The sequence below is a fragment of the Sivoneniella epilithica UHCC 1019 genome (genome assembly GCF_040830845.1).
GTDB lineage: Bacteria > Cyanobacteriota > Cyanobacteriia > Leptolyngbyales > Leptolyngbyaceae > ULC077BIN1.
Window position 1 is genome coordinate 15485 of record NZ_JBFPDP010000044.1, and the last position, 13428, is coordinate 28912.

8 protein-coding genes are annotated in these 13428 nt (G+C 48.1%); 2 read left to right on the top strand and 6 right to left on the bottom strand.

The features are described 5' to 3' along the window. Positions 1–148: 148 nt before the first annotated feature. From metH to AB3R30_RS21005, 3 genes are all read right to left on the bottom strand, one after another. The gene (metH, locus tag AB3R30_RS20995) at positions 149–3862 is read right to left on the bottom strand and encodes a methionine synthase (protein WP_458651160.1); all 3714 of its coding nucleotides are present in this window, start codon (positions 3860–3862) and stop codon (positions 149–151) included. Positions 3863–4052: 190 nt separating this feature from the next. Continuing rightward, positions 4053–6746 (bottom strand): hypothetical protein, encoded by a 2694-nt coding sequence (locus AB3R30_RS21000; RefSeq protein ID WP_458651161.1) that lies wholly within the window; start codon positions 6744–6746, stop codon positions 4053–4055. Between the two features lie 927 nt (positions 6747–7673). Then, the gene (locus tag AB3R30_RS21005; RefSeq protein ID WP_458651162.1) at positions 7674–8999 is read right to left on the bottom strand and encodes a glutamate-5-semialdehyde dehydrogenase; all 1326 of its coding nucleotides are present in this window, start codon (positions 8997–8999) and stop codon (positions 7674–7676) included. Positions 9000–9102: 103 nt separating this feature from the next. Between AB3R30_RS21005 and AB3R30_RS21010 the strand changes: the two genes are divergently transcribed. Continuing rightward, positions 9103–9435 (top strand): arsenosugar biosynthesis-associated peroxidase-like protein, encoded by a 333-nt coding sequence (locus tag AB3R30_RS21010; RefSeq protein WP_458651163.1) that lies wholly within the window; start codon positions 9103–9105, stop codon positions 9433–9435. Positions 9436–9503: 68 nt separating this feature from the next. On the opposite strand, the gene AB3R30_RS21015 is transcribed toward AB3R30_RS21010, so the two are convergent. Further along, entirely contained in the window at positions 9504–10622 is a 1119-nt protein-coding gene (locus AB3R30_RS21015) for a glycosyltransferase family 4 protein (protein ID WP_458651164.1), read from the bottom strand. 591 nt (positions 10623–11213) lie between these two features. On the opposite strand from AB3R30_RS21015, the gene AB3R30_RS21020 reads away from it, so the two are divergent. Next, positions 11214–12224 (top strand): tetratricopeptide repeat protein, encoded by a 1011-nt coding sequence (locus tag AB3R30_RS21020; protein WP_458651165.1) that lies wholly within the window; start codon positions 11214–11216, stop codon positions 12222–12224. A 164-nt stretch (positions 12225–12388) separates the two neighbouring features. Here the strand turns inward: AB3R30_RS21020 and purE are convergent, their stop codons facing one another. Both purE and lspA read right to left on the bottom strand, forming a co-directional pair. Further along, on the bottom strand, positions 12389–12916 hold the full coding sequence (gene purE, locus AB3R30_RS21025) for a 5-(carboxyamino)imidazole ribonucleotide mutase (protein WP_458651166.1): 528 nt from the start codon (positions 12914–12916) through the stop codon (positions 12389–12391). Then, positions 12916–13410, bottom strand: a complete 495-nt coding sequence (gene lspA / locus AB3R30_RS21030) for a signal peptidase II (RefSeq protein ID WP_458651167.1) — start codon at positions 13408–13410, stop codon at positions 12916–12918. Before lspA ends, purE begins: the two co-directional genes overlap by 1 nt. Positions 13411–13428 lie beyond the last annotated feature (18 nt).

A 13428-nucleotide genomic window follows, 5' to 3' on the forward strand; every position in this document is an offset into this window, starting at 1 on the left:
TAACTATTGCAATTACCAAAGACGAATCATGATTCTACAGGGATAACTCAATAGTTGCAAAAGTTTACTCTTGAGATTGGTCTATACCTTCGCATATTTAGGGAGCGATCTCAAGTTAGATACGTCATTCATCAATAATCCAATTGTTTTAAGCACTAAAGTACTTTGCGGCTGGATGATATGCCACGATCGCGGTGGTGGATTGCTCAGGATAAAGCTGTTCGCTCTCATCCATCACCATGCTAATGCGATCGGTGCCTAACAGTTCCAGTTGTTTGTACTGGTAGGAAATTTCTGGGCAAGCAGGATAGCCGAAACTATAACGCGATCCTTGATAGCGCTGCGCCAGCATATCCCGAATATTGTCAGGGTCTTGTGCGCCAAAACCCAACTCGCGACGAATTCGGGCATGAGTCCATTCTGAAAGCGCTTCGGCAATTTGCACCGATAGCCCGTGAAAATAAAGGTACTCGGTATAGCTGTCGGCTTTGAATAGGGCTTGGGCAAACTCTGTGGCGGCATGTCCGGCAGTGACCGCCTGCATGGGGAAGACATCCATCTGTCCCGATTCTTTGGCAGCGAAAAAGTCGGCAATGCAATAGCGCCGCAGGGATTTTTGGCGAGGAAAGTTCCAGGTGACTAGAGGCGTAGAAGGGGTGTCACTTGGAATTTCTGGATTGTAAACGTGAACGGAATTTGCTTCCGATTGACAGGGAAAGTAGCCATATACCACTTGGGGCTGGAGCAGATTTTCTGCCACAATTCGGGTTTTCCAACGCTCCAAAATGGGATAGACAGTCTCTTGCAAAAACTGGTCGTACTCTTCTTTCGACTGCTCTCGCGGCTTGCGAAATTGCCACTGTCCGGCGATCAATGCCTGCAAATCCAAATGCCAGAAAATTTCATCCCAGGGAATCTCTTCAGAATTGAGAATTTGTGTGCCCCAAAACGGCGGTGTGGGGCGAGGAATATCGGCGGCGATCGCTTCTGATCGGATGAGATCTTCTGGAGATTCAGAATTTTGTTCACGAAGCGTCTCCGCAGGAGATATTTTGAGTTTTGAATGTTGAGTTTCTTCAGAAGTTATTAATGGCTTTTCTACCTCATCAGGCAGCGCTGTAAACTCAGCATCCACCTGCTCATCCAAAAATCCTTTCAAATCATCCCAGTTCTCTGACGCTTTGGCAGGCATCAGCTTTTCCATAAAATTTAGGTCAGAGAAGGCATCTTTGCCATAAATGACTTTGCCTTTATAAGCATTCTGGCAATCTTCGTAAACAAATTTAGGCGTGAGTGCGGCACCACCCAAAATCACAGGCACCTGAATGCCGCGCTGGTTAAAAACCTCCAGATTTTCTTTCATGAATGCCGTGGATTTGACGAGTAAGCCGCTCATGGCAATACAGTCGGCGTTGTGCTGCTCATAGGCTTCGATGATTTTATCCACAGGCTGTTTAATGCCCAGGTTGATCACGCGATAGCCATTGTTAGAGAGAATAATATCCACCAGGTTTTTGCCAATATCATGCACGTCGCCTTTGACTGTCGCAATCAAAAAAGTACCCTTGGCAGTGTCTTTTCCATCTTCAGCTTTTTCCATGAAGGGTTCTAGATAAGCGACGGCTGACTTCATGGTTTCGGCAGATTGCAATACAAACGGTAGCTGCATTTGCCCGGAGCCAAACAGTTCACCGACGACTTTCATGCCGTCCAGCAAATAGATATTGATGATATCCAGCGGTTTGTAGGTTTGCAGGGCGATCGCCAAGGCATCTTCTAGCCCAATCCGCTCACCGTCGATGATGTGGCGCTTCAAGCGTTCTTCGATCGGTAAATCCGCTAGCACATCTTTAGAACGGGCTTCTTTTGCCGAAACTCCTTCAAATAGCGTTGTTAGGATGGTTAGCGGATCGTAAATGCAGACATTATTTTCATCAAACCGGCGCTCGTCGTAAATTAAATGCTGACAAACTTCCTGGTGTTTTGGATCGATTTTTGCTAAGGGCAGAATTTTTGCCGCACTGACGATCGCTCCATCCATGCCTGCTTGCACGGCTTCATGTAGAAATATTGAATTCAGTACAATTCGTGCCGCTGGACTCAATCCAAAGGAAATGTTAGACACACCCAGCAAAATGTGGCAGCCAGGCAGATTTTCGCGAATCAGGCGAATCGATTCCAGCGTCGCTTTGCCGTTGGCACGGTCTTCTTCAATTCCGGTGGAAATGGGCAACGCCAGGGTATCAAAGAAAATTTCGTGAGCCGGAATACCGTATTCCAATGCTTGACGATAGGCACGTTGAGCAATCTGGAACTTCTTTTCGGCAGTTCGTCCCATGCCATCTTCGTCGATCGCGCCAATGACCACCCCTGCACCATAGGCTTTTGCCAGTTCCAGCACCTTCAAAAAGCGCGCTTCGCCATCTTCATAGTTGGTGGAGTTGAGAATGCATTTGCCGCCTGCGACCTTCAGACCCGCTTCCATTTTTTCCCATTCGGTGGAATCCAGCATCAAGGGCAGAGTGACATCCGTAACTAGACGAGACACCAAATCGTGCATGTCCTTCTCGCCATTGCGCCCAACGTAATCCACGTTCACATCCAGCACATGGGCACCTTCGCGCACCTGCGATCGCGCCACCGCAACCAGTCCATCCCAATCTTCCGCATTCAGCAATTCCCGCACTTTTTTCGAGCCGCTGGCATTTAACCGTTCGCCCACTAGCAAAAAGGAATTGTCTTGATCATAAGGTTGGGCTGAATAGATAGAGGCAGCGGCGGGGATGTAGTTGAATGCGGGACGGGGATCAAGAAGAGTTTTAAGTTCGGAGTTTTGAGTTTTGAGTTCAGCGTTTTGAGTTGGGTGTTCGCCATTCGTCATTCGCCATTCGTCATTCGCCACTCTCACAGGTCGCTCTTTGGGTTTTAATGTTTTAGCAAGTTCGGCAAGCTGGTGAATATGGTCGGGGCGAGTGCCACAGCAGCCACCAATGACTTGTACGCCCAAATCTTCAACGAAGTGCAGCAGCGCCATTCGTAATTCCATGGGGGTCAGCTTGTAGTGTGCGTGACCGCCGACGTTTTCGGGAATGCCCGCGTTGGGAATGCAAGAGATGACAAAGGGCGAATGTTGCGACAGATATTTGATGTGGTCTGCCATGCGATCGGGTCCTGTGGCACAGTTTAGACCCAAAATATCGATCGCGAAGGGTTCCAAAATTGCCAGCATGGCGGCGACATCGGAGCCAACTAACATGGTGCCCTGAATTTCCATGGTGACGGAAACCATCAACGGACGGCGATCGCCCTTTGCTGCAAATACTTCTTCAATCCCACTCAGTGCCGCCTTAATTTGCAGCACATCCTGACAGGTTTCCACCAAAAACAGATCTACGCCGCCATCCCACAAGCCCTCTGCTTGCTCTCGAAACGAGGCTTTCATGGTGTCAAAATCAATGTGCCCCAAGGTGGGCAATTTGGTGGTGGGACCGATTGAGCCTGCCACAAACCGGGGTTTTTCTGGCGTAGAAAACTCTGCGGTCACGCTCTTTGCCAGTTCTGCTGCCTTCTTGCTGAGCATATAGGCTTGATCCGCCAAGTCGTATTCCACTAACACAATCGAGGCAGAGCCAAACGTGTCGGTTTCAATCACATCGGCACCCGCTGCCAAAAAATCACGATGCACCTTGGCGACGGCTTCCGGTTTAGTGTGTACCAAATATTCATTGCAGCCCTCATACTCGGCTCCGCCAAAGTCTTCTGCGGTCAGGTTTTGCACCTGCAAATTAGTTCCCATGGCTCCGTCAAACACTAAAACGGGGCGATCGGGATGATAAAGGCGCTGAAGAAATGGGCTATTCATCAATGATTCTGAGATAAAACGCTAAAACGACCAGCCTGTCTGAACATTCAGCTTAGCTTATCCCGTAAAAAATCGTAACCACTTAGGAATAGCGAATGGCGATCGCCAAGTTCAAAACTCCGTAACGCATCAAACTTGGAAGATGATGCATCACGGAGTCCTAGCGTATGCTACTGAGTTAACAGCTAACTTATGGATTAGCGTTGATGAAGTCCATGAGTCCTAGGTATTTGGGAGCCGCGCTAGGGTTTTGGTTTTGATATTCCAGTGCGCCCCAGAAGCCCCATTTACTGGGAGCCGTGACATCATTGAACTGGTTGAAATCGCCACCTCCGCTGCTTGCCTGCCACTGATCAAGATAAGCTTTGTACACATCTCTCATGCGGGGATTGCGATTGACTTCTGTAAATAGGTCAGTCATTTTGGTCAGTTTGTCGCTAGGGAATTGGTAGCTAGTTAGGTGGGCACCGCCTTCGTAGGAGACTAAATCGATGCCAAATCGTTTGGCAACGGTGGCATTGTTGTCGAACATAGCTTTGATTTCTGTAGGAATCTCTCTCAACATGCCATCAATGATTTGGTCGGCGGTCATGTTGATGGTAATGTTGACGCGATCGACATCATTGATATCGCTCCAGCCGTCTCCATCGGCATCACCCAATCCATCGAAGTAGGGCGCGATCGCGTAGGCATCGGCATGTTTATAGGCATCCTTCCATCCGAGGATTTGTTCACCAACCCAAGGATTGGCTGCATGTCCTGCCAAGACGCGCTCAACCCGTTGGCTGGTGCTGGCACCAAACACGTTCTCCCAAATCTTGAAGATTTCGACGGAACGCTCGGAATAGTAGCGTAAACCAGCCCCAAAACTCGTACTATCTAAGCCACGCTCCAGTCCTTTTTGTCCGGCATAATTGGATTGCGTAAAAATGGTGTTCCAGGTTTCGTTGGAATATTCCACATGGGCTTTGAGAGTGGGATCGAGGCGATCGCGCACCATCGTGGCAAAATTTCGCACATAATCATCGTTTGCCTGGGCTGGCAAAGTGAACCAGGGATCAATCTTCAGCGTATTAGCAAGCTGGATCATATATTCCAACGCTACGCCTTTGCCTGTTGACTGGGTGGCATTGGCAGTTGTGGCGCGATCGCTCCAGTTTGCCAAAGTTGAATTATTCGTCGCTCCCCAATCCATAAACCGGAGCGTGTCAAATTTTGCCAATCGGTCTAAAAACACCGGGTTAAACGGCTGAGTTTGATAAGTGTTTTCCGCTCCGGGCATGATAAACCGGATATTGCGGACGGGGTTACTTGGATTGGTTTCCGACAGCCGCAGGAAAACTCCAGCATCATCTGGGGTAACATCCACAGTCATTCTGCCGGGAGACTGGCTAATAATCTTGGCATTGGCAAAGGTGAAATCTAGTTTGCCTTCCCCGTCATAGAGCAAGGTATAGCGACCCGCCGGAAACGTTTTTCCGGTCATCATTACCGTTTCAGCAAACTGTCCTGGCGCTAAGGATGCAATCCAGCCCTCAGCCGTAAGATTGAGATTGCCCCCTTCGCCCCACTTGGCACCCGATCGCTGAGAGATCCATTCCCGTGAGGTTTTGAACATGTCCACGAAGGGAATTTCTGTAGACCAGTCGGCAATTCCTGCTAGGTTGGTTCCGATTTGCGATCGAGTTCCCGTTGGCGCGGGTGTGGGCAATGGCGCAGGAGACGGTGTCGGTCTGGAAGTAGACCCATTGTGGAAGACAAAATTATCAAGCGCTCCATAAGCCATATTGCTACCCGCCGCAAAGTTAATGGTGACTCGCGTCAATCCAGTCCAATCTAAACTCAGCGTTTGCAATTGTTTGGTAGATGCAGTGAAGGTTGAGACTTTTGTAGAACCGTTGGCTAAATACCCAGTAACAGTCGCATCTGCTTTATCTCCAAAGTTGCTGGCTCCATAGTCAAACGAGGATAGGTCAAAATTGCCGCCGCCTGTTTTGGTCACTTGAATCGTGCGACCCCAATCGCTGTTCTGCAACACTTTGCTTTGAAAGCCATTGCCTGTTCCATAGATCTGTAAGTTGCCTGAACCTGCGGCATCGGCAAAAGTGTAACCACTAGAATCGCTGTAGCTAGCTTTGCCGGAATTGCCAACCGCTAAGTTCTCGAACGTGACCTTGGTGGTTGTGCTGCTTGCTGGGGCAGGGGCGGGTAAAGGTGCTGGAGCGGGCAAAGGTGCAGGTGTTGGCGCAGGCGTAGGTGCTGGAGCAGGTGTCGGGGATGGGGTGGAAGTAGACCCATTGCGGAAAACGAAATTATCGAGCGCTCCATAAGCTGTGTTGCTACCCGCCGTAAAGTTAATTTCTACTCGTGTTAACCCAACCCAATCCAAATTCAATGTTTGCAATTGTTTGGTAGATGCGGTGAAAGTTGAGACTTTTGTAGAACCGTTGGCTAAATACCCGGTAACAGTCGCATCTGCTTTATCTCCAAAGTTGCTGGCTCCATAGTCAAACGAGGATAGGTCAAAATTGCCGCTGCCTGTTTTAGTGACTCGAATCGTCCGTCCCCAATTACTACTTTGCAGCACTTTGCTTTGAAAGCCGTTGCCTGTTCCATAAATTTGCAAGGTGTCTGACCCTGTGGCATCGGCAAAAGTGAATCCGCTGGCATCGTTGTAAGTTGCTTTTCCAGTATTGCCAACGGCTAAGTTTTCAAACGTGACCTTAGTAGGATTGGTTGTGGTTGTGGGTGAACTAACAGAACTGCTGGCACTCAGAAATTGTGTGCTGGGATCAATGGTCAGACCGCTATCTACGGTTGATAGTGAGGGGGCACTCAGCGAAAGGCTTGCACCTGGATCAAGAACGTTTGTATTATCTGGCATCAGTAATTCTCCAAATGCTAATGAGAAATTGCATTCGGTAGATGGCATCCCTGTGAGGTGAAATCAGTAGCGTTTGTTTAATACAGAGCTACAGCGTGATAGATAGCTGCGATCGCAGCTTATAGTCAATGTGATATTTCAATGCGATTTGCACACTAACCAACGGCAGGCGGTGATTTGGCAATCTGATTGCCTACGTTTTATGGGTAGAAAATGTTCCAGCGAGGGGCACTGGATGCAAAAGGCATGAAGGATTGAGTGGATTGATAGGTGCTGCCAGGGAACCTATGCAAGCAGCAGTTGTTTTAACCAGTGACTGACGCGTCAATGCATCAATTGACGATAGATGACGACGGATTTTCAGGAAACTTTTTAGGGATGCTGAAATAGCATCATGGGAATTGTGAAACTCAAGGTATTCCCAAATTAGTGCAAGGTAACTCAACGGGGTTCAGCGATCGCCTGATCTAAACATATGTGGTATAGAAAATTACGCCACCTAAAGATGCATGATTAACAGGGAAACAGGGTAGACACTTGATCTTTGGTAGATACCCGAAGGCACTGAACCGATCTGTAGAAAGATTAACGTCGTCTTTCTAGAATTAAGGTAGGGAACTGCCAGTTTTTGAGTTGTCCATTCCCACCGCAAAAATTGGGGATGTAAGGCTGAGTGAAAAAGCCACTTAGCGCCACCCACCTTTTGATTAATGTATGACTTTCAAAAAACTCTTACTTTCAACTGTACTGACTGAATCCTCAAATCACCACAGCATTCATCGAAAATTTACGGAAATGCAGTGCTTGTACGGTATCCATTTTTACAATAGACTCGATCAACTCTTGATGCCACAGTAGTTTTACAGAGTTCGTGGTCGTTGAAGAATTGTGAGGGTTACGCAAAGTTGATGGAGCAGCGGTTGAGATCTAAAGCAACTCTTTGTGAGTGAAAGGTTTAGCGCGATCGCCCGTGTAGGTTGCCACAATGTGACCGTTGCCAACGAGTTGATATTTATAAGTCACCAGTCCTTCTAGCCCAACGGGACCACGGGGCGGCATTTTTTGAGTGCTAATGCCCACTTCTGCCCCAAAGCCATAGCGGAAGCCATCGGCAAAGCGGGTTGAGCAATTGTGATAGACTCCCGCTGCATCCACTTCCGCCATAAAGGTTGCCGCCGCTTGAGCATTTTCTGTGACGATCGCCTCGGTATGCCGCGATCCATAGGTATTGATGTGGGAGATCGCAGCTTCCAAGGAATCTACAATTTTGATTGCCAGAATCAAGTCGCTATATTCGGTTGACCAATCTGCTTGGGTTGCCGGCTTGATATTCAAAATCTCCAGCGTTCGTGAGTCGCCCCGTAATTCCACTTGCTTATTTTGAAACGAGGTTATGGCTTCTAGTAAAAAATCCGGTGCGATCGCCTGATGCACTAATAGCGTCTCGATCGCGTTGCAGGCAGCCGGATACTGAGTTTTAGAGTCGATCGAGATCGCAACTGCTTTTTGAATATCTGCCGCTTGGTCTACGTACAAATGGCAAATTCCGTCGGCATGACCTAATACCGGGATGCGCGTGTTGTCTTGAACAAATTGCACAAACGAGTTGGAACCTCTTGGAATAATTAAGTCTACAGACTGTTCCAGTTTTAATAACTGCAACGTTTCTTCCCGTGTGGTCAAAAGTTGTACTATCGCAGGATCAATTTCTGCGTGCTGCAATCCTTGGTGAATGGCTTTAACCAACGCCTCGCAGGAACGAATGGCTTCCTTGCCGCCTTTCAAAATTACACCATTGCCCGACTTCACTGCCAAACTAGAAATTTGTACGACTGCATCCGGGCGCGCTTCAAAAATTACGCCAAGCACCCCCAAAGGACAGGTGATTCGCTGTAAAATCAGCCCTGTGTCTAGCTCTCGGTGCAATTGCACGATCGTCAACGGGTCAGGTAGTTTCGCCAGATCGCGCACTCCGGCGATCGCTTCTTTCAGCTTGGTGTCATTCAATTTCAGGCGAGCATATAGAGCCGCCGCAATGCCCTCAGCCTGCGCCCCTTCACAATCCACCGCATTCGCCGCTAAAATTTCGGGTATTGCTGCCTCAAGAGACTGCGCGATCGCCTCTAGCGCCTGATTTCGCGCCTCTGCACAGAGCATTCCTAACTGCAATGCACTCGCGCGAGTTTGTTGGGCTAGATCAACCAGCACCGTAGACTCGGTAGATTGGGAAGAAGCGATCGATGAAAGCGTCATAACCTAAAGCAAACTAAACTATTCACGCCACTCTTAGTCTACGAGAAACAGCCAACGACGAAAACCCGAAATTCATTTCCCATTCTTTCTTTCCTAATTCCCCATGTCGCCCTATTACAACCCCGATCATCTCCCCAACTTTGGCAAGATTGCCGAAGGCAACCCCGAACTGGCAGAGAAATTTTTTGCCTACTACGGAGCCGTTTTTGCAGAAGGCGCTCTATCCACTCGTGAAAAAGCCTTGATTGCGCTAGCTGTTTCCCATACAGTGCAGTGCCCCTATTGCATTGATGCCTATAGCAAGGAATGTTTGCAGCATGGAGCAGATCTGGAACAAATGACCGAGGCAATCCATGTTGCAACGGCAATTCGAGGCGGAGCTTCTTTAATTCACGGGTTGCAGATGCTCGATCACGTTAATCAAGTCGGAATGTGAGAAAAGTTTTGAGTTTTGAGTTTTGAGTTTTGAAGGCTGACTCCGAACTCCCAACCCCGCACTCATTTTTAGGGTATCCGCCCAACATCATCTAAAATCCGCTGGAGTGCTGCTCCTGCTGCTTCGTCAGAAAAGTGCTGAGCGGCATAATTCTTTGCATTTTGTCCAATCCTGTTGCGTAGTTGGGGATCATCCCACAGCGTTTCGATCGCCCGAATTAATGCAGGAGTCGATCCGGGTTCAACCAATAACCCGGTTTCGCCATGGGTGATGTAGTCTTCAGCGCCATTGCAACGAGAGGCAATCACAACTCGCCCCATCCGCATTGCCTCAACAATGGTGACTTGTCCGGCGGCAGTGATTTGGGAATTAGTTTTCATTGGTAAAATATTAATCCGAGCTTCCTGCGCCAATCGCAAACAGTCTTGCTTTCCAATGTCAAGCGGAGCCTGTACCAAGGATGGCAACTGTAACCCTGCCAATGCGCGTGAGCCAGCCGCAATGACTGTCGGCAACTTCAGCGTTTCTACTGCTTGAAAAAGGGTTGGAAAATCGCGATGGGCTGAGCCGATCGCCGCAATAAACGGTTGAGTCGTGTTTTCTGAATAGGTGACGGGAATATCAGCCACTTGGTAGGGCAAAAACACAAATCGCTCTTTTGGCAATCCTAGCCATTGGCTATACATCTCGCATTCGCGCCGTGTATGCACTACAAAGCGATTAACCTGCTGCAAACTTGCTTGTGCCATCCAGCGGCGCAGCCCCGATTGGCAAGTGCCTACGTTAAACAGCCAAGCAACCACAGGAATTTTTTTTCGAGAAAACTGTTGGTACATCCCCACAGCACTAGCCAACTGTGGAAAAACTGTAATGACCCCGCCATCGGTCGCTTCAGCCGCATCTTTGCCATGTTGCAAATAGATTAACCACTCAGCGCAGTTGGTGAACGTGGAGGATTGGCTGTGCCAAGAACGGAGCGGCTTAGGGCGAGGAATAATATTGAAGTGATGGCGATCGCCTGAAACATACGGGGCTAACCATTGTCCATCTTGCTCTAGATCGTGAATAAATGGAGCGGCGATCGTCCAATGGGTTACATTTGAGTGACACGGAGTAGATGAAGGACACTGCATGACGGAAGTATCTTTGAATTCGGGTAACACACGCTGATTGACGATCGCTTTCATGCTTTTTATGGGTTTTTCTAAGTTAAAAATTGAACGCAAGCATCGTTGTTCATAGTCTGCCCAATTGCTTGATAAACATTGGGGGAGTACATCCCAGTTTTGCAAATATGCCTCATCCCCCAGCCCCTTCTCCCAAAATGGCAGAAGGAAGCCGATTCAAAGTCTCTCTCCCAGAGCGGGAGAGGGATTTAGGGTGAGGGCTGCAAATATGGAATGCACCTTATTGAGGATCTGGTCTTTAAAGTAGCTCTTTTAAGCTAGCCCTTCAGATCAAACTTTTAAACTTCTCAATGACTTAAATGTCAGTATCTTAAATGTCAATATACTTACATGAAAATATTAAGCAAATAATGTCTTCATCGTTACTTTACATTTTTAGACCAAACACTTAGGTCTGAAAAAGATAGCATGACTCACTATTTGGACTCTATGAAAAGCCTTTTACTGGATATAGCTTCATAGAAAGCGAATTGAAAAGTTTGCTATTCCAGTAGCTCTACGGAGTATTTTGTCAGTTAGTGTCATATGGTCTGAAAATCTGGGTATTCTGTGTGCAACAGACAGAGATTATAGAAGCATAGAGGTCGTCCCATGAGTCAGACAATTCAACTCGATGTGGCTGGTGCTGAGAATGCTTTTCAACAGGGGTTGGAGTTAACCCAACAGGGAAATTATGCAGATGCGATCGCCTACTTCGATCAAGCCATTCAGCTAAATCCGACGGATGCAGTCCTGCACTCCCACTTGGGCTGGGCAGCGTTTTCTCTAGAGCAATACGACACAGCTATTCAGGGTTATCAAGCCGCATTAGTGTTGCAGCCGGATCTAGAGACTGCCCACCATAGTTTAGGGTTAGCTCTCTATGCCACCCAGCAGTATGAAGCGGCGATCGGGTATTTCCGTACCGCCTTAGAACGCCAGCCAGATTCCGAAGACATCTGGTTTTGCCAAGGGTATTGTCTCTATGCCACTCATCGATATGAAGGGGCGATTCAGCATTTTAATACTGCCTTAAAATTGCAGCCTAGCTATTATGAGGCGCTCGTTTCTCGGGGAGATGCCCTAAAAGAGTTGGGAGACTGGGAGGCAGCCCTTGCTAGCTATAGCAAAGCTTTAGAGCAACGAGAGGATGATGGCGACCTGTGGTTTCGTTGGGCAAATGGACGGAAGCAGGTAGGGCATTTTCAAGCTGCCCTCAATGGCTATCAAAAAGTGATCTCCTTTCAACCCACCCATTGGGAAGCTTGGTATGGTCAAGGCGGTTCTCAGATGAAGTTAGGCGATTTTGAGGCAGCGATCGCCAGCTACGACCATGTTTTAGTACTCAACTCTGATTCCTATGAAGCTTGGTTTAACCGAGGCGTGGCGCTAAAAAATCTAAACCGCTTAGAAGACTCCATTGCCAGCTACGATAAGGCATTGGAACTGCGCCCTGACGACCACCGAGCTTGGAACAATCGAGGCGGTGTAATGGTCAGCCTAGGCAAGTTGCGCGACGCGATCGCCTGCTTTGACAAAGTACTCGAAATTAATCCCAATGACACCAAAGCCCAACAAAACCGAGCCATATTAGTCAAACGGTTAGAATCTAGCCAAGGGTAAAGGCGGAGGGGAGTTTTGAGTTTTGAGTTTTGAGTTTTAAGTTTTAAGTTTTGAGTTTTAAGTTTTAAGTTTTGAGTTTTAAGTTTTGAGTTTTAAGTTTTAAGTTCGGAGTGCTGGGTTTCTTCTATTCTCTACTCGCCGATACCTAAAACCTGAAACCTGCTCTACATTTCCTCTAAATACTTCTCGTATCCCACCTGCTCCAGTTTTGCCTGCTTGTCCATTACCATTTGCTCCAAGCTTTGACGGTACTGCTGGACTTTCTTCAACAAATCAGCGTCATGACTTGCCAGTATTTGCACTGCGAGTAACCCGGCGTTTTTAGCATTGCCGATCGCCACGGTGGCAACGGGAATTCCCGCCGGCATTTGCACAATCGAGTAAAGGGAATCGATGCCTTGCAAGTGGCGACTGGCAACAGGCACCCCAATCACAGGCAGAGGGGTGAGAGCGGCAACCATTCCCGGTAAGTGAGCGGCTCCTCCTGCCCCCGCAATGATGATCTTTAAGCCGCGCTGATGGGCAGTTTTGGCATAGTTCACCATGCGTTCTGGGGTGCGATGGGCAGACACGATCGCAACTTCGTAGGACACGCCAAACTCTATACACACTGCGATCGCGGCTTGCATCGTCGGCAAATCTGAATCGCTGCCCATAATGATGCCAACGACTGGTTGTTTGAAGGGTTCCATTAAGAAGATTTATCCTTTTTGGCGGCGGAATGGGAGGATTGGACAAAAGTGCTGATTAACAAACACGCAATTCCAACATTAATAAAAGTGTCTGCTAGATTAAATACGGGAAAGCGGATCAGGCGAAAGTCAATAAAATCAACGACCTGACCTAGAATAAAGCGATCGATGCCATTGCCCAGCGCTCCAGACAAGATAAACCCATAGCCCAGTTGTTCCCACTTACTGAGAGTAGGTCCAAACCACGCGAAAAGTAGCAGCCCGACGCTCACGCCCAAAGACAGCCAGCGCAGCCAACTTACTCCTTGATTGAAAAAGCTGAAGGCAGCCCCAGTATTCACCACGTAAGTAAAGTGAAGCACGTTGGGAATCAGCGCTAAGGTTTGCGGCGGATCGGTGAGGGGAAAGGTATAGACAACCCAAAACTTGCTCAAGCGATCAAGCACTAAACCCGCTACAGCCGCCAACCAAAAGAAGCGATTTTTAGAAAACATTAGCTATTCAAAAAAGAT